The following is a 16,229-nucleotide window of genomic DNA, read 5'->3' as shown; positions in this document are numbered from 1 at the left end:
GTGAGCTTGGCGGACTGTGCGACTGCCCATCCCGCCCCTTCTCAGCGCTCCGTACCGATAATTCCCAGGGCCCGTTCCTTCTCGCGGATGACTTCGCTCCCCGCCCCCATGAGCTTAGCCCGCTCAAGCCAACGGGTCATGCCAGCGACATCCTTGGCTGCGTGGCTCTTGTCGGCAAGGGCGAGATAATGGTCTACGATCTTGTTGGAAACAGATCGTACATCCTCGCCGCGGTACTGGCCCTTGGGGTCGATTTGACGGATGGCGTCCAGACACGCCTTCGCCGATTTCTCAGGAGGATCGGTGTATTGCGCCTTCTCGACGAACTGTGCGGCGCGGCGGAGTTGGTCGTCGATCTCCCCCTTGTCTTTGTCGGTGAGGATGACAGCGGCGGAGTCAACGACCTTAGTTTCCACCTTCGTCTGGACGACAGTCTTCTCGCCGCGTGTAGCCACAAAGCCGAAAACCGCTAGGGCAGCCACGACGGCAATGGCGACGAGCGGTACGAGCCAGCGTCTGGTCTCGGTGTCGCGGCGAACACCGTTCACCTTGCAGAATGAATTCACATACTCCTCGGCCACGCGAGGATCGAGCCCCTTGCGTTTCTGGGAGGCGGGCGTCAGCACCTTGTCCAGAGCGTCCCGCTCCTCCTTGCCGTCAAGCCGCTTGTCGTTGTCGGTGAATTGGTGCAAGAGACGGTCGAGTTCATCAAGCAGGACGCGCTCACAAACGGCGCCGACCTGATCGAGCTCGGAGCGAAGGACTAATTCGGTGTCTTTGACCGCAATGCTCCGGGCAGCCGCCTCTTCCTTGATACGCTTTTCCTCGTCACGGTCGAGATAAAAGTCGTCGTCCACCGCAGCGTGAACGCGGTTCTTCAGCCATGCTTGGTCGTTCGGATTCATTTGTTCTCCCGTTTCATCGAGTGATTCGCCCCGTCAGGGGATTTCCCAGCGCAGGAACCCGACCTTAACCTTGACACGGTTTGCCCTACAGAACTCGACAACACGCCTTTCGGCGGTGTCGAATACAAGTCCCTTCGAGTAGCCAGACTTCGGTCGGCAAACGATTTGAATGGCGTCAGCGCATTCCTTCTGGTCGAGCTTCTTGTCGTTGTCGGTGAATCTTCTTAACAGGCCGTCAAGCTCCTCTAGAAGCTTCGTCTCGTTTGCGCATCCAAGGGAATCGAGTTCCATGTCGGTTACGTGGCCAGCCGTCGACGAGTCGAGGGCGAGATCGTTTACTCCGTAGCGGATCAACTCGAACCGCAGTGCGGAGTCGCAGTAGGCCTCGACCACGCGCTGGGCGACCCTCTGGCGGAGCGCCTCCACGGGGTCGCCCCCCACAGCCCCACCGGAGGCGGTCTGTGACAGTGTCGCCTGGTGTGACGTTTTGGACAGGCTGATGGACATGTTTCGCTACAGTCGTGTTTAGAATGAACTGAGAAAACTATCTGATATATTACCATAGCCAAGTGGCATCGACGGAGACCTTTGACTCCAACAAGCCAGACTCAATGATCGGGATCAGGGCTGCGGCGGCTCTGAGACGATTGATTTCCGGGGTTGGCGGAGGAATTTGCCGCGACATGCAGACATTCTAGCGATGAGCGGCGCCCCCGGATACAGCAGGCTTATGCACCGCAGAGTCAGCCGTCAGGTTTCTTTCTCCACCACTGATCCCCCGCTGGTACCAAACTGCGCTCCCGCAAGTGACCGGAGCCTCGCCTAGATCGCCATGGACGTGGTATTATTGTGACCCTCACGAAATATAAGAGGAAGCGATGGCTGACAGCTCTGTGACTGTCACGAAACGAGGCCGACCGCCCAAAGGCGACCAACCGATGACTGCTGCCGAACGCAAACGCGCGCAGCGGCAGCGTGACAGCCGGGCGATCACAGACGGCATCCGCGATGAACAAAACGCGCCGCTACGGGCGCTGCTGGCGATCCTAGGGCGCGTTGATGCTTCGGAGGCCGCCCGGATGTGTGCACAGCGAGCTTGGGCAGAAATCGGCCGGCGGTACGAATTCGTGACCATCACGAAATGAGGCAAGGCTATGGAAACAGTTGAAGGCAAGGCGTTAAGCAATTCCGCGGTCATCCCCTTCTCGGCAGCAGAGAAGCCGGTACCCGACGCAAATGGCGGCTATCAAGCCGTGCGCTTCAACGCCATGAAACACGGCATTTTGTCCACGCTGGCTGTCTTGGCTCACGAAGACCATGCCGAGTTTGACGACCTGCTCGCGGCTCTGATCGATGAGCACAAGCCGGCAGGCATTACCGAGCGGCATCTGATAGAGGAGCTTGCCACGATCATTTGGCGCAAGCGGCGGGTATTGCTGGCCGAAGGCGCGAAGATTAACGAGGGGCTAAAAAGCACCTTGCGCAGCCCGAAGACAGTGATACCTGCGGCTGCACCTTTCCAATCTGACCTGTCCGGAGAACATGGCGACTTGCCCAACTTGCTGAACGCGACAACGGAGCGGATTGCCGAACGGCGGCAGGAGGCAGACGTTGATCTGGCTGCGACCCGAAAAGCGGCAGCGATTCTGGCCAAGGGTGGCCCGAATGCCTACGATAAGGCTCGTCGGGCGTTGATTCCAGACTCGCGCGATTGGTGGGATACACAGGTCGACGAGGAGGAGTACCCGGCGACCGCTGAAGGGCTGGCGGGGTTCATCCGTGAATCGCTGGAACCCGTGTGCGCCGGTATCGTGCAGCAAGTCCGACATGCCGCGGCGATCAAGGCGCAAGCTCTGGGCGAAGGGCTGCGGCCGCACCTGTTGGAGCAACTTAACCGCTACGAAACGCACCTGGATCGGAAATTCGAGCGAACACTGGCCATGATTCTGAAGCTGAAAGACCTGCGCGTTGCATGAAGTGCAACACCATCAAAACCGGCGCAATGCTGGGCTTGGCGAGGGTTTCAGCAGGTCCAGGCAACAATGCTCCAGCAGAATTGCCTGATGATTTCGGTAAAATCCGGGAGCAAGAAAATGGGCGGAATCGGCAGCGGGCGACGCTGGCACTACGGCGCGAAGCGCACCACTGAAGACTCGACGCCACTCGACATACGCAGGCTGCAACGGGCCGGTGTCCTGATCCAAGGGCAATTCTTCGGGTGGGAGTGGACCGTCGGTGGCCGTGCGGTGGCCAATATTCACGGTCGGGTGGAAGTTGATCGCGTCATTCTTCTCTACCGGCACCGCAGTGGTGATGATGAAAGTTGGCAGGATGTCGAGCAGCCGGTTCGCTTCGATCACACGCCCTGCACCTACGGGGGGACAAGGCGCTGGTGGATCTGTCCGTCCTGCGGTCGGCGCGTCGCCGTTGTCTACGGTCCCGGCAGACTGTTTGCCTGTCGCCACTGCTACCGTTTGGTCTATGCAAGCCAGCGGGAAGCGCAGGACGATCGTGCGCGGGGGCAGGCCGAGAAGATCAGGCGGCGTCTGGGCTGGCCGGCGGGCATCATCAACCGCGAAGGCGGCAAACCGGCGGGCATGCACTTGCGCACCTTTGAACAGCTGAAAGCGGAGCATGATGCTTTTGTCGGGACATCGTTGGCGGGGCTAGCGAGATGGCTGGAGTCGATGAAGAAGCGGCAGTGCGGTGTGCGCGATGATGCAGACGGCTGGCGCTGAATTTGTTTCGCAAAACGGTCGAAATCGGCGTTCGTTGGTACGTTGACAGCGCGGTGAAAAGCGCACCGCACAATGCCAAGCGGAATGCACCGCACGAACCGTGCCTCTAATCTAAGCGTTTGGCGTTAACGTGGTAGTAATCATTTCTGGCGCGAAAAGTGCTAGTGTTGCAGTGCGCAATGCCTTCGGCAACACGCAACGGCGACGATCAGGCAGGTTTCGGTGCACAGTAAGCAAGCGGGAGCTATCCCCGCGCGGGTGATCGCTCCGCCAGCGTCAATTCTGCTCGCCCTTGACGGACTGCTGGCGCGTGGCTTCGCACCATCGATCGTTATTCGTTAGACCGCATCGTCCGTCAGGGTGATCATTGCGAGCGTCTTGATGACGCTGAGCAGTTGCGACGCTGCAGCTTGGCGAACCTGAAGGTAAGTCAAAGCTTCTTCGACTTCTGTCTCGGTGCGAAGCGAGGCAAAGGCTTGGTCGTAAAAGTGATGAACAACGTCGTTCCGCTGAGAGACCACCGTCTGAAGCCACAAGGCTAGGCCTTCTCTGTTGGAGCCAGATGTCCTTTCCATCAAGACTCCTGCCAACTGTCCCAGGGTCTTCTTTGAGTCAAGAAGTTCTCGCCAATCGACGTCGAGATTTTGACGTGCTGCATTCTCCGTCGCGCGCACATGAGGGAGAAAGAGCTTCAGCACCTGCTCGGTCGCCTGGTACAGAAGCACGCACCTGCCCAAAGCCGCCTGGACGCTAGCAATCATCTCGGGGTTTGGTACGCAACTACGAGTGGTCATTCGGTCAACTCCGGCGCCTGCTTCCTCGCCACTATGGACCCGCACGGTGGGTTGCGTGGGGGTCCGGGGGAGGGAAAAGCTCCGGCTACTCGCTTAGGCATCTGTCGCCATATGGTTGACTGCCTTTTGCGCGGCAGTTGAGCGAACTGCGGCACGTAGCGCCATTGAAGACAGGAACTGGGCCACAAAGAACCCGACAACGAGGACTGCGTGCGATGTTTGCGACAGCGCCAAGGCCAAGACCGCCAAGGGCGCCGCCGACCATGAGCGACAAGAGACCAAGACCGCCGTAGAGTGCTCCGCAGACCCAGCCGATCGCTCCGAAGATGACAAAGAAGACAACTCCTGACCCGCCGACTAGGAACTCCCACGAAAGCTGAAGCCACGACTTGCGCTCGACGCCAATGACGATAGCAACTTGGATTGCGACGAACATCACCGCAAGGAAGACGGCACACTGGAGGAGCTTGAGTGCAACACCGCGGGTCGTCATGAGTCTCCCTCCAGATGCCTAAGGAATAGCGTTTATGTGCCGCGCCGAAAGCGTCCGGCCTTGCCGTCGACGTATCCGCGGCAGAGAAACCTCGTTGGACTGAAGCGCCTCGACGGCGGTACCTGTGGAAGTGTAAACGTCCCGCGGCTGGGGTCAAGGCGCGGACACCCGGCGCCGGGCGTTACTGCGTAACGGCGAGCTAGTGACCACGGGCAACACGATGTTGATGGCGGTGGTCTGATCGCTGACCAGATAACGCTGCCGGGCTTTCCGTGACAGTCACAGAAGGCTGGCGGCAAAGGCGCGTTGTCTCACGACATGCCATGCAAGCGCAACCGGAGTGATGGGTCCTATGATGGTATTCCCATATGCATAAACCTGAAACCCTTGCTGCGTCTGGCTTTGCAGACAATAACTGGCGGAAGCGGTGAGATTCGAACTCACGAACGGTTGCCCGTTGCCGGTTTTCAAGACCGGTGCAATCGACCACTCTGCCACGCTTCCTGCAAATCCCCACTGACTCGACTCGCAGCCCGTTCAGGCCACTGCCACGCGTCGGTGCGGCGCGAATGATAGCATGGCCACTGATGTTCCAGAGCCACCAGCGACCCGCTGACACCCTACGGCCTTGCTCGCCAAGGAACCGCCAGCATTGAAACTTTTTTCCTATTTGGCTAGTCTTAGGGCCGTAGTCGCATTTCCATACACAGGAGGAACACGATGCAACCCCAGTTTCAGATGACAGGCCAGGCCAGCGGCGAGCTAGCGCTGCAACAGAACCGCGTCCTGCGCAATACCTTCATGATGCTCGCCCTGACCATGGTGCCGACCGTTCTCGGCGCACTGGTCGGCGTACAGATGCAATTCTCGTTCATGTCCGGCAGCCCGTTCATGTCGTTCCTGCTCTTCCTCGGTATCGCCTTCGGCTTCATGTGGGGCATCGAGCGGACCAAGAACAGTGGCATGGGGGTGGTGCTGTTGCTGGCCTTCACCTTCTTCATGGGCCTGATGCTGTCACGCATTCTGCAGGTGGCGCTCGGCTTCAGCAACGGCGGTTCGCTGATCGCCATGGCTGCCGGCGGTACCGGGGTGATCTTCTTCTCGCTCGCAGGCGTGGCGACCGTGACCAGGAAAGACTTCAGCTTCATGGGCAAGTTCCTGTTCATCGGCATGATCGTCGTTCTGCTGGCAGCGCTGGCCAATATCTTCTTCCAGATTCCGGCTTTGTCGCTGACCATCTCGGCGATTGCCGTGATGATCTTCTCGGCCTACATCCTCTATGACATCAGCCGGATCGTTAACGGCGGCGAGGACAACTACATTTCGGCAACGCTGGCGGTCTATCTCGACATCTACAACGTTTTCGTCAGCCTGCTCAACCTGCTTATGGTCTTCAGCGGCGATCGCGACTGATCGAATCCGGTGCTCTGGCAGGCAAGGGCGGCTGCGGCCGCCCTTGTTCATTCAACACCGTTGTTCATATACAAGTATCGAGGAAAGCGGGCCCCTGTGTCATTCGCTGGCCGAAGCGACCCGGCACCTCGGCAAAAACGACGGTGTGGCGCGGCAGGGTGGCGATGTTTTGCGATGTGAGCAGATCGCGCAAGGCGACCAGTCGATAACCCCTGCTCGTCCAACCGACGAGCAGTTCCTCGAACGCAGCCTTGTACTTCATTCCCTCAAGCTCGGCGCGCAAGGTGAACACGTGGTCGCCGTCGATGCTGGCGGACTCGGCGAGGATCCGCTCGGCGGCCTGGGCGGCAGAAGTCGTTGCGGTGACGAGGAGTTCGTCAAGCGTGGGCAGCGTTGTCGGCAGCTGTGGACAGTGGACGAGTTCCCCATCAACGACCGGAATGAACGGGAAATTTCCCCGGCAATCACTGGCATAGCAGAAGCCGAGGCGTTGCGTCAGGCGCAGGGCATGACGATTCATCCGCCAGCCAGATGCAGCATGGGCTAGTGCCTGCTCACCGAAAACGGCAGCAAAACGCCGGCTGGCCTGTTCCATTTCGGCTTCAATCCAGGCGTTGTCGGCCGTCGGGACAAATTTTTCCCAGCGCACACGGTTCCAGGCATGGATGCCGACTTCAAGACCGGCATCGCGCGCCTGCCGCATACAGCCGGCGCCGCGAATCCCGATATCCGGTGCCGGCAGGAGCAGCCCGTAGAGGCGCGTGACGAGATCGTAGTAGCGGCTTGGTGAAAGATGGCGTGCTTCCCGACCGCTGGTGTCGGGACCGAGCGAGAAGAAGAAAGTGCCCGATGCTTCATGCCGCTGCAGCAGTTCGATCAGCGTCGGCACACCAAAAAGTGTGCCACGGCAGGTGTCGACGTCGATCTTGAGGGCGATGCGCTTCATCGGAGGGGAAACCGTGGCTGAGCAGGGGCGGAAGAAGCCGCCGACTGCGGCGAGCAGTCAGACAAGGAGGAGGCCAACGGCGACCTTGCGGCCTTCACCCATCAGGACGTTGTAGGTGCGGCAGGCGGCCGGCAGATCCATCACTTCGAGCCCCTTCCGCGCGCGCACCAGCGGTCGCAAAAGGTCCGGGGCCGGGAAGCGCAGGCGGTTGCCGGTGCCGAGCAGGATGATCTCGGCATCGAGTGCGGCGAGCAGTTCGAGGTCGGCAACGCTCAGCGTTTCGAAGGTCGCCTCTGTCCAGTTCGGCAGCAGGCGATCGGGCAACACGGCCAGATTGCAGTTGTGACGGACACCATTGACGCAGACGTAGCCCTCGCCGTAAGCGGTGAAGGTGTTCAAACCATCGGTCTTGTCGAGCTGCAGTTTCATGAAAATTGCGGTGCACATTGCGTTGAAGTACGATTATAGCTTTTTTGCCGATCGCGTTCAGAGGGTGACAGCGACTGCTGGCTCCGCTGCGACGGGTGTCGATCGATGCGTTGTGCCAACTACGGTCGATCGCGGCGAGTAGCGTTGACCATTTCCCGAGCCTGGATCATGAGAGACTTTCCCCGCATCGAACGTTTGCCACCCTACGTCTTCAGCATCACCGCCGAGCTGAAGATGGCCGCACGCCGGCGCGGCGAGGACATCATCGACATGAGCATGGGCAACCCCGATGGTCCGACGCCGCAGCACATCACCGACAAGCTGGTCGAGGCGGCGCTGCGTGAGAACACGCATGGCTATTCGATCTCCAAAGGTATTCCGCGCCTCCGCCGGGCGATTTGCGACTGGTATCGGCGACGCTATGACGTCAGCTTCGACCCGGAGAGCGAGGCGGTGGTGACCATCGGCTCGAAGGAAGGTCTCGCGCATCTGATGCTCGCCACGCTGGACCGTGGTGATACGGTTCTGGTGCCCAACCCGTCGTACCCGATCCATATCTATGGAGCGATCATCGCCGGCGCCGACATTCGCTCGGTACGCATGACGCCGGATGTCGACTTTATCGAGGAGGTTCAGCGGGCCATCCGCGAGTCGATTCCGAAGCCAAAAATGATGATTCTCGGTTTTCCGAGCAATCCGACCGCGCGCTGTGTAGACCTCGAGTTTTTCGAGCGCATCATCGCCTTGGCCCGGCAGCACGACATCCTCGTGGTCCATGATCTCGCTTACGCCGATATCGTCTTCGATGGCTACCAGGCACCTTCGATCATGCAGGTTCCCGGCGCGCGCGAGATCGCCGTGGAGTTCTTCACCATGTCGAAGAGCTACAGCATGGCCGGTTGGCGGGTCGGCTACATGGTTGGCAACCAGGAATTGTGCAACGCGCTGGTGCGCATCAAGAGCTATCACGACTACGGCACCTTCACGCCGATCCAGGTCGCTTCCGTGATCGCCCTCGACGGTCCGCAGGACTGCGTCGAGGAAGTGCGCCAGCTCTATCAGGGCCGTCGCAACGTGCTCGCCAAGGGGTTGCACGAAGCCGGCTGGATGGTCGAAATACCCAGGGCCTCGATGTACATCTGGGCGAAAATCCCCGCGGCTTACCAGCAGATGGGCTCGCTCGAATTCGCCAAGAAGCTGCTCGGCGAGGCAAAGGTTGCCGTGTCGCCCGGCGTCGGTTTCGGCGAGTATGGCGACGATCACGTTCGTTTCGCGCTGATCGAAAACGAGGAGCGCACACGCCAGGCCGTTCGCGGCATCAAGGACATGTTCAGGAAGGACGGCCTGCTCTAGGCCAGGACGATGAAACCGGTACTCAAATCGAACAAGCTCGACAACGTCTGCTACGACATCCGCGGCGCCGTGCTGCAGAAAGCCAGGCAGATGGAGGACGACGGTCACCACATCATCAAGCTGAACATCGGCAACCTCGCCGCTTTTGGCTTCGAGGCGCCCGAGGAAATCCAGCTCGACATGATCCGCAACCTGCCGAATGCAGCAGGTTATTCGGATTCGAAGGGCATCTTCTCGGCGCGCAAGGCGGTGATGCATTACACGCAGCAGAAGCACATCAAGGGGGTGACGCTAGAAGACATCTACATCGGCAATGGCGTCTCCGAGCTGATCGTGATGGCGATGAACGCCCTCCTCAATACCGGCGACGAAGTGCTGGTACCGGCGCCCGACTATCCTTTATGGACGGCTGCCGTGAGTCTGTCGAGCGGCACGCCCTGTCACTACCTCTGTGACGAAGGGAACGAGTGGCTGCCTGACCTCGACGACCTGCGTGCCAGGATTACGCCAAAAACCCGCGCGCTGGTGGTGATCAACCCGAACAACCCGACCGGTGCGCTGTATCCAGAGAGCGTGCTGCGCGAGATAGTCGCCATCGCGCGCCAACACAACCTGATCATCTACGCCGACGAGGTGTACGACAAGGTGCTCTACGACGGTGCCACACACACGGCGATCGCCTCCCTGTCGGAGGACGTGCTGACGGTGACCTTCAACGGTCTGTCGAAGAACTACCGCTCGTGCGGCTATCGCGCCGGCTGGATGGTCGTTTCCGGCGACCTCCGCGAGGCCCGTGATTACATCGAGGGCCTCGACATGCTCGCCTCGATGCGACTGTGCGCCAACGTGCCCGCACAGCATGCCATCCAGACCGCGCTCGGCGGCTATCAGAGCATCGACGACCTGGTCGCGCCGGGTGGCCGCATGTGCCGCCAGCGCGACCTGGCACATGCCCTGATTACCGCCATCCCCGGGGTCAGCTGCGTCAAGCCGAAGGCGGCGCTTTACATGTTTCCGCGGCTCGATCCGCAGGTCTATCCGATCGACAATGACCAGGACTTCATTGCCGAACTGCTGCAGGAAGAGCGCGTACTGCTGGTCCAGGGCAGCGGCTTCAACTGGCCGGCACCGGATCATTTCCGCCTCGTCTTCCTGCCCTACGAGGACGATCTGCGCGACGCCATTGCCCGCATCGCGCGCTTTCTTGCCGCTTATCGCAGGCGCGCCGGAACCTCGGCGTAGCTGCGGCGAGTTCGCCACTCGCCTGCTCTGCGGTTGTTTTCTCTACCCACCCTCCCTGACTGCTCTATGAAACCCATCAACGTTGGACTGCTTGGTATCGGCACCGTCGGTGGCGGCACCTACGCCGTACTCAAGCGCAATGCCGAAGAAATCACCCGCCGCGCTGGTCGTCCCATTCAGGTCAGCATCGTTGCCGACCGGGACCTCGAACGGACGCGCCAACTGACTGGGGGTAGCTGTCGGGTTACCGACGATGCCTTTGCCGTGGTCAGCGACCCGGAAGTCGACATCGTCGTCGAACTGATCGGCGGCTATGGCGTCGCCAGGGAGCTAGTGCTGCAAGCGATTGCCAATGGCAAGCACGTGGTGACCGCCAACAAGGCCTTGCTGGCCAAGCATGGCAACGAGATTTTTGCCGCCGCGCAGGAAAAAGGCGTGATGGTCGCTTTCGAAGCCGCCGTCGCCGGCGGCATTCCGATCATCAAGGCGCTGCGCGAGGGCCTCACCGCCAACCGTATCGAATGGATTGCCGGCATCATCAACGGCACGACCAACTTCATCCTCTCCGAGATGCGGGACAAGGGGCTGTCTTTCGCGGCGGTGCTCAAGGAAGCGCAACGGCTCGGATACGCGGAGGCCGATCCGACCTTCGATATCGAAGGGGTGGACGCCGCGCACAAGCTCTCGATCATGTCGGCAATCGCTTTTGGCAACTCGATGAGTTTCGACCAGGCGTACATCGAGGGCATCAGCCAGCTCGACGCCGCTGACATCAAGTACGCCGAACAACTCGGTTATCGCATCAAGCTGCTCGGCATCACCAAGCGCACCCCCGAGGGCGTCGAGTTGCGCGTGCATCCGACGCTGATTCCCGCCAAACGGCTGATCGCCAACGTCGAGGGGGCGATGAACGCGGTGCTGGTCAAGGGCGACGCGGTCGGCGCCACGCTGTACTACGGCAAGGGCGCCGGCGCCGAGCCCACCGCCTCGGCGGTGATCGCCGATCTGGTCGATGTGACGCGCATGCACACCGCCGATCCCGAGCACCGCGTCCCGCATCTGGCCTTTCAGCCCGACGCAATGCTCGATCTGGCCATTCTGCCGATCGCCGACGTCGTCAGCAGCTACTACCTGCGCCTGCGCGTCGAAGACCGGCCAGGCGTGCTCGCCGACGTGACGCGAATTCTCGCCGACGATGGCATCTCGATCGTCGCGATGATCCAGCGCGAGCCGGGCGAGGGTGAAGAGCAGACCGACATCATCATGCTCACCCACAAGACGCGTGAACGGAATATCGACACCGCGATTGCCGGCATCGAGGCGCTGGCAGCGGTCAGGGGCAGGATCATTCGCCTGCGGCTGGAAGAGCTCCTGTAGTGGGAGACCGGCAGTTCAGGGATCGTTAATCGGCTTCATGGTGCCAGATCCGTTTGCGGCTACGGGGCAAGCGGAAAAGCGCGTCGGCGTCGCCTCGATGAAAGTACAATACCGCGCCAACGACGCCTGAACGTCCGACCAACCAACCGTGGCATGAGGCTGCATGGCATGAACAACCTGTATCGAGGCAAGACTGACTGCTGCCACCTGAAGCGGTGCTGAGTCGACTCCTCGTCGCAGTGCTCTGGCTGCTGCATTTCCTGCCGTTGTCCGTTCTGGCGGCCTGCGGTAGTGCGCTCGGCAGCGCCTTTTTCGTGCTTGCCCGTCGGCGCCAGCACATCGTCCTGGTCAATCTCGGCCTGTGCTTCCCGGAACTCGATGATGAACAGCGTCGACTGCTGGCGAAAGCACATTTCAGGGTACTCGGTCGCAGTGTGCTCGAGCGCAGCCTGCTGCTCTGGGCCAGTCAGGAGAGGCTGTCGCGGCTGATCCGGGTGGAGGGCGAAGAGCGAATGCGGACGCTGCTCGCGGCGGGCCGGCCGGTGCTGATGCTGACGCCGCACTTCGTCGGACTCGACGCCGGCGGCGCCGGGATTGCCATGCGCTTCGACAGCGCGAGCATCTACGCTGAACAGTCGAACCCCGTCTTTGACCGTCTGCTGCTACGCGGCCGTCGTCGTTTTGGCGATCAGCTGCTGCTGTCGCGTGACGCAAGCGTGCGCGCCAGTATCCGGGCGATGAAGGCAGGGCGCCCGCTGTACTACCTGCCGGACATGGATTTCGGGCGCAAGGATTCGATTTTTGTCCCTTTTTTTGGTGTCCTGGCGGCAACCGTTCCCGGTCTGTCGCGACTGGCACACCTGGCCGGAGCTACCGTCGTCCCCTGCGTGACGCGCATCCTGCCCGGCGGCGAGGGCTATGTCGTGACGGTTGGCGAGCCATGGCAGGATTTTCCGACCGACGACGTCGAGGCCGACACCCGCCGCATGAACGCCTGGATCGAAGCGGCCGTGCGCACCCTGCCTGAGCAGTACTACTGGGTCCATCGTCGTTTCAAGACCCGGCCAGCGGGCGAGCCACGCCCCTATTGATCCTCCCCCGGGCCGATCGCCGGGCAGCTTCCTCCGGCAGTGGAACCGAAGAGGGTCCGCCACGGGTATACTTGGCGAATTCGTCGGTCAGCGGCCGCTTTCACGCGCCGTGGGCCGAAAATGTGATCCTCTGAGACCTCGACACTTTGGCACTGACCCTACTCGGCCTGTCCGGCGCATTGACCCACGATCCTTCGGCAGCGCTCTATATCGACGGCAAGCTCGTCGCAGCGGCAGAGGAGGAGCGTTTCGTTCGCGACAAGCACGCCAAGAACCGTATGCCCTACGAGGCCGCGAAGTTCTGCCTGGAGTTTGCCGGCCTCAGGCCGCAGGACGTAGACGCGGTGGCTATCCCCTTTGCCCCGATCAGCCTTTCGGAACCGGCGCGCTGGCACTATGCGAAACGCTACTGGTATGCTCCCGACCGCGGACTGGACGCGATCCTGACCGGCAACCGGCGCTTCCATCGCTACCGTAAGCGTATCGAGTGGTGCCTCCTGCAACTTGGCTTCGACCTGAAGAAGACGGACATCGTGCCGGTCGAGCATCACCTCGCACATGCCGCCAGTGCTTACCATTGCGCCGGTTTCAAGGAAAAGACGGCGATTCTCGGCATCGACGGCAAGGGCGAATACGCGACCACCTTCTTCGGCTACGGCGAGAACGGCAGGATCCACAAGCTCAAGGAATTCTACGATCCCGATTCGTTGGGCGGCCTGTATGGCGCTCTGACCGAGTATCTCGGTTTCGAGATGCTCGACGGCGAGTACAAGGTAATGGGCATGGCGCCTTACGGCGATCCTGACCGATACGATTTCTCGCGCCTGGCGAAGTTCGAGGATGGCGAGCTGACGGTCAACACCGCCTATGCCAACGTGATCGGCTTCCGTCGTTACAAGGAGAACGGCAAGGGCTACTACTTTTCGCCCAAGCTGGTCGAATGGCTGGGTCCCAAACGTTCGGGAGACATCGCCGACGACCCCTACATCCACTACGCAGCAAGCATGCAGAAGCTCTTCGAGGACCTCTCCCTTCGGATGATCGAGCATTACCTGGGAGAGATTCTGCGGGAGACCGGCCGACTTGCCTTTTCGGGTGGCGGCGCATTGAACGTCAAGCTCAACCAGAAGATCATTGCCCGTTCGGACGTCCGCGAACTCTTCGTTCAGCCTGCCTCGGGCGACGCCGGCACCGCTGTCGGTGCCGCGGCCTATGTGTCCGTACAGCGGGGCGTTGCAGTTGAGAAGATGGAGCATGTCTACCTGGGCCCCGCGTACAGCAACGAAGACGTCGTCGCCGCCTGTGCTCGCCATCCGGCGCGGCCTGCATGGCAACGGTTGAGCGACGTGCCGCAGCACATTGCCCGACTGCTCGCCGACGGGCAGCCGGTGGCCTGGTTTCAGGGGCGAATGGAGTTTGGCCCGCGGGCCCTTGGCGGACGTTCGATCCTCGGTTGCCCGAGTGCCCCCGGCGTCGCCGACCGAATCAATGCCCAGATCAAGTTCCGCGAACGCTGGCGCCCCTTCTGCCCCAGCATGCTCGACACTGTCGGACCACAGATGCTGGGCAGCGAACATCCGGCGCCCTTCATGACCTTCACCTTCAAGGTAGCCAAAGGCTGGAAGGAACGCGTTCCCGAAGTGGTGCACGAGGACGGGACATCGCGCGCGCAGGTGCTGCAGCGCGAGTTCAACCCACGCTATTATGATCTGATGGTAGAACTCGAGAAGCTGACCGGTAATGGTGTCGTTCTCAACACTTCGCTCAACCGCCGCGGCGAGCCGATGATCTGCTCACCGACCGATGCCCTGAACATGTTCTTCGGGTCCGACCTGCAGTATCTGGTCATGGAAGATGTACTGGTGGTGAAAGCGCCAGCAGCGACGAAGACCGATTCAGACCAATCTCCAACCTCTGCATTTGCCCCTTGACGTGGGGAACAATGAACAAGATCAATCTACTCTACGCAAAGAATGTAATCACCCGAAAAGCAACGGTGCCCGAGCAGGACCTGTCGTTTCTTGTTCTGGTGGACGATCTTGCCTTCGACAAGAGCGTTGATGTCGCGTGGGCCGGCGAAGATGGCGTGTGGCATACCCTGGCCGCTGCCTATCATGGCAAGGCCGGCCGGAACCAGGAATACTGGTTCGCCCGGATCGCCTTTGCTGCCGCGACGGATCAATCACTTCCTGGCAGCGTCCAGTTCGCCTTGCGCTACCGGGTATCCGGGGCGGAGTACTGGGATAACCAGCAGGGTGAGAATCATTCGTTGCAGGCAGATTCGGGGATCATTCTGGCTGACAAGCGTCCGCTTCTGAACGTCGAGTTCGGGCGCCGTCTGGCGGATGGCCAAACCCTTCTGCCGGTTGTGGTGGCAGTAGATACTGCCTTGCAGGCGCGCAGAGTCACGATTCACTGGACGCGAGACGACTGGAGGAGCTCGCGCAAGTCGGCCTGCCACTACGGGCGCAACTACTGGGACAGCGAGTTTCTCAGCAACGCGAGAAACCCCAATCACTACGGTTGTCAGATCTGGAATACCGTGCTGAAGGTGGACGCGGCCTGTCGGGTTCAATACAGGATCTCTTGTGAAACCCGGCGGGAAGTCCTATGGGATGACAACTTCGGCCAGAACTACTCGGTTCAGCGTCGGCCGTTGACGGTGATGATCCTGAATCTGCACTGCTGTCAGGAAGAGAACCAAGATGACAAGCTATCGCGGATCGCGAGGGCAATTGACGCGCAGGATGTCGATATCGTCTGCCTGCAGGAAGTGGCCGAGCTATGGAACAATGGCAAGGGCGACTGGCAGACCAATACAGCGCGGATCATCAATGAAAGGCTTAAATCCCCCTATCATCTGGTGACTGATTGGTCGCATCTGGGTTTTGACCGCTATCGCGAGGGGGTCGCGGTGCTGAGCAGATACCCGATAGAGAGGCATCAGGGAAGATATGTCTCAAGCAGCCGCGACCCCTACAGCATCCACTCGCGCAAGGTGGTGATGGCTCAGGTGAGGGTTCCTTATATCGGCCTGATCAATGTCTTCTCTTCACACTTGAGCTGGTGGGAGGATGGGTTCGCCGAGCAATTCGAGAATCTGCGTCAATGGGCGGCTGATGAGCATACCCCTCAGGTCACCACGACCATGCTGTGTGGCGACTTCAACATCAAGGCGGGTTCAAGGGGTTACCAGTTCGTGGTTGATTCCAGCGAATATGATGATCAGTATCTTTCGGCAAACTCGCCGCAGGTTTTTCGCCGGATCTTCACGGCAAAGGACGCGCATTGGGAGCGCTACCTCGACGAGGATCATCGTATTGATTATGTTTTCCTCCGCAAGGGAAGTGGACTGGCGGCCACCGCCGGCCGAGCGGTGTTTACTGAGCAGGATTATGGAAGAGTGTCCGACCATTTCGGCTATCTGATGACCTTCGAGCCAACATGA

Annotated in this window: 15 protein-coding genes and 1 tRNA gene; 10 read left to right on the top strand and 6 right to left on the bottom strand. The window is 60.5% G+C overall.

What is annotated here, in order from left to right; translation table 11 throughout:
* Window positions 1–41: 41 nt before the first annotated feature.
* Window positions 42–905 (bottom strand): hypothetical protein, encoded by an 864-nt coding sequence (locus V5B44_RS24610; protein WP_287666964.1) that lies wholly within the window; start codon window positions 903–905, stop codon window positions 42–44.
* A gap of 33 nt (window positions 906–938) precedes the next feature.
* Window positions 939–1,412: a hypothetical protein gene (locus V5B44_RS24605; RefSeq protein WP_287666966.1), complete on the bottom strand. Its 474-nt coding sequence runs from the start codon at window positions 1,410–1,412 to the stop codon at window positions 939–941.
* A 431-nt stretch (window positions 1,413–1,843) separates the two neighbouring features.
* Here V5B44_RS24605 and V5B44_RS24600 point away from each other — a divergent pair, with 431 nt between their 5' ends.
* The 3 genes from V5B44_RS24600 to V5B44_RS24590 all read left to right on the top strand — a co-directional run bounded on the left by V5B44_RS24600 (window position 1,844) and on the right by V5B44_RS24590 (window position 3,643).
* On the top strand, window positions 1,844–2,050 hold the full coding sequence (locus V5B44_RS24600; RefSeq protein WP_287666967.1) for a hypothetical protein: 207 nt from the start codon (window positions 1,844–1,846) through the stop codon (window positions 2,048–2,050).
* Window positions 2,051–2,059: 9 nt separating this feature from the next.
* On the top strand, window positions 2,060–2,881 hold the full coding sequence (locus tag V5B44_RS24595; protein ID WP_287666970.1) for a hypothetical protein: 822 nt from the start codon (window positions 2,060–2,062) through the stop codon (window positions 2,879–2,881).
* A gap of 87 nt (window positions 2,882–2,968) precedes the next feature.
* The gene (locus V5B44_RS24590; RefSeq protein ID WP_287666973.1) at window positions 2,969–3,643 is read left to right on the top strand and encodes a hypothetical protein; all 675 of its coding nucleotides are present in this window, start codon (window positions 2,969–2,971) and stop codon (window positions 3,641–3,643) included.
* A 338-nt stretch (window positions 3,644–3,981) separates the two neighbouring features.
* Here the strand turns inward: V5B44_RS24590 and V5B44_RS24585 are convergent, their stop codons facing one another.
* Both V5B44_RS24585 and V5B44_RS24580 read right to left on the bottom strand, forming a co-directional pair.
* Window positions 3,982–4,404 (bottom strand): hypothetical protein, encoded by a 423-nt coding sequence (locus tag V5B44_RS24585; protein ID WP_332361773.1) that lies wholly within the window; start codon window positions 4,402–4,404, stop codon window positions 3,982–3,984.
* Window positions 4,405–5,346: 942 nt separating this feature from the next.
* Window positions 5,347–5,434: transfer RNA gene (locus V5B44_RS24580), tRNA-Ser, on the bottom strand.
* 216 nt (window positions 5,435–5,650) lie between these two features.
* On the opposite strand from V5B44_RS24580, the gene V5B44_RS24575 reads away from it, so the two are divergent.
* Window positions 5,651–6,343, top strand: coding sequence for a Bax inhibitor-1/YccA family protein (locus tag V5B44_RS24575; protein ID WP_332361771.1), 693 nt, complete (start codon window positions 5,651–5,653; stop codon window positions 6,341–6,343).
* Window positions 6,344–6,407: 64 nt separating this feature from the next.
* Here the strand turns inward: V5B44_RS24575 and V5B44_RS24570 are convergent, their stop codons facing one another.
* Together V5B44_RS24570 and V5B44_RS24565 are read right to left on the bottom strand one after the other, a co-directional pair.
* Complete coding sequence (locus tag V5B44_RS24570) at window positions 6,408–7,289, bottom strand: polysaccharide deacetylase family protein (protein WP_332361769.1); 882 nt, start codon at window positions 7,287–7,289, stop codon at window positions 6,408–6,410.
* Window positions 7,290–7,346: 57 nt separating this feature from the next.
* Window positions 7,347–7,718, bottom strand: a complete 372-nt coding sequence (locus V5B44_RS24565) for an Mth938-like domain-containing protein (protein WP_332361767.1) — start codon at window positions 7,716–7,718, stop codon at window positions 7,347–7,349.
* 168 nt (window positions 7,719–7,886) lie between these two features.
* On the opposite strand from V5B44_RS24565, the gene alaC reads away from it, so the two are divergent.
* The 6 genes from alaC to V5B44_RS24535 all read left to right on the top strand — a co-directional run bounded on the left by alaC (window position 7,887) and on the right by V5B44_RS24535 (window position 16,229).
* Window positions 7,887–9,071 (top strand): alanine transaminase, encoded by a 1,185-nt coding sequence (gene alaC, locus V5B44_RS24560; protein ID WP_332361765.1) that lies wholly within the window; start codon window positions 7,887–7,889, stop codon window positions 9,069–9,071.
* Between the two features lie 9 nt (window positions 9,072–9,080).
* Complete coding sequence (locus tag V5B44_RS24555; RefSeq protein WP_332361763.1) at window positions 9,081–10,313, top strand: pyridoxal phosphate-dependent aminotransferase; 1,233 nt, start codon at window positions 9,081–9,083, stop codon at window positions 10,311–10,313.
* 66 nt (window positions 10,314–10,379) lie between these two features.
* Window positions 10,380–11,690, top strand: coding sequence for a homoserine dehydrogenase (locus V5B44_RS24550; RefSeq protein ID WP_332361761.1), 1,311 nt, complete (start codon window positions 10,380–10,382; stop codon window positions 11,688–11,690).
* A gap of 218 nt (window positions 11,691–11,908) precedes the next feature.
* Window positions 11,909–12,781 (top strand): lipid A biosynthesis acyltransferase, encoded by an 873-nt coding sequence (locus V5B44_RS24545; RefSeq protein ID WP_332361789.1) that lies wholly within the window; start codon window positions 11,909–11,911, stop codon window positions 12,779–12,781.
* A gap of 146 nt (window positions 12,782–12,927) precedes the next feature.
* Window positions 12,928–14,712, top strand: coding sequence for a carbamoyltransferase family protein (locus V5B44_RS24540; protein WP_332361759.1), 1,785 nt, complete (start codon window positions 12,928–12,930; stop codon window positions 14,710–14,712).
* An 11-nt stretch (window positions 14,713–14,723) separates the two neighbouring features.
* The gene (locus V5B44_RS24535) at window positions 14,724–16,229 is read left to right on the top strand and encodes an endonuclease/exonuclease/phosphatase family protein (RefSeq protein WP_332361757.1); all 1,506 of its coding nucleotides are present in this window, start codon (window positions 14,724–14,726) and stop codon (window positions 16,227–16,229) included.

Source organism: Candidatus Accumulibacter necessarius, from assembly GCF_036625085.1.
Note: the sequence above shows the minus strand (reverse complement) of the source record. Positions and strands in the feature narration are given on the sequence as shown.

Bases quoted from the DNA above. Each gene is read 5' to 3' on its own strand.
- V5B44_RS24610 (WP_287666964.1), bottom strand. From the start codon at position 905: ATGAATCCGAACGACCAAGCATGGCTGAAGAACCGCGTTCACGCTGCG.
- V5B44_RS24605 (WP_287666966.1), bottom strand. From the start codon at position 1,412: ATGTCCATCAGCCTGTCCAAAACGTCACACCAGGCGACACTGTCACAG.
- V5B44_RS24600 (WP_287666967.1), top strand. From the start codon at position 1,844: ATGACTGCTGCCGAACGCAAACGCGCGCAGCGGCAGCGTGACAGCCGG.
- V5B44_RS24595 (WP_287666970.1), top strand. From the start codon at position 2,060: ATGGAAACAGTTGAAGGCAAGGCGTTAAGCAATTCCGCGGTCATCCCC.
- V5B44_RS24590 (WP_287666973.1), top strand. From the start codon at position 2,969: ATGATTTCGGTAAAATCCGGGAGCAAGAAAATGGGCGGAATCGGCAGC.
- V5B44_RS24585 (WP_332361773.1), bottom strand. From the start codon at position 4,404: ATGATTGCTAGCGTCCAGGCGGCTTTGGGCAGGTGCGTGCTTCTGTAC.
- V5B44_RS24575 (WP_332361771.1), top strand. From the start codon at position 5,651: ATGCAACCCCAGTTTCAGATGACAGGCCAGGCCAGCGGCGAGCTAGCG.
- V5B44_RS24570 (WP_332361769.1), bottom strand. From the start codon at position 7,289: ATGAAGCGCATCGCCCTCAAGATCGACGTCGACACCTGCCGTGGCACA.
- V5B44_RS24565 (WP_332361767.1), bottom strand. From the start codon at position 7,718: ATGAAACTGCAGCTCGACAAGACCGATGGTTTGAACACCTTCACCGCT.
- alaC (WP_332361765.1), top strand. From the start codon at position 7,887: ATGAGAGACTTTCCCCGCATCGAACGTTTGCCACCCTACGTCTTCAGC.
- V5B44_RS24555 (WP_332361763.1), top strand. From the start codon at position 9,081: ATGAAACCGGTACTCAAATCGAACAAGCTCGACAACGTCTGCTACGAC.
- V5B44_RS24550 (WP_332361761.1), top strand. From the start codon at position 10,380: ATGAAACCCATCAACGTTGGACTGCTTGGTATCGGCACCGTCGGTGGC.
- V5B44_RS24535 (WP_332361757.1), top strand. From the start codon at position 14,724: ATGAACAAGATCAATCTACTCTACGCAAAGAATGTAATCACCCGAAAA.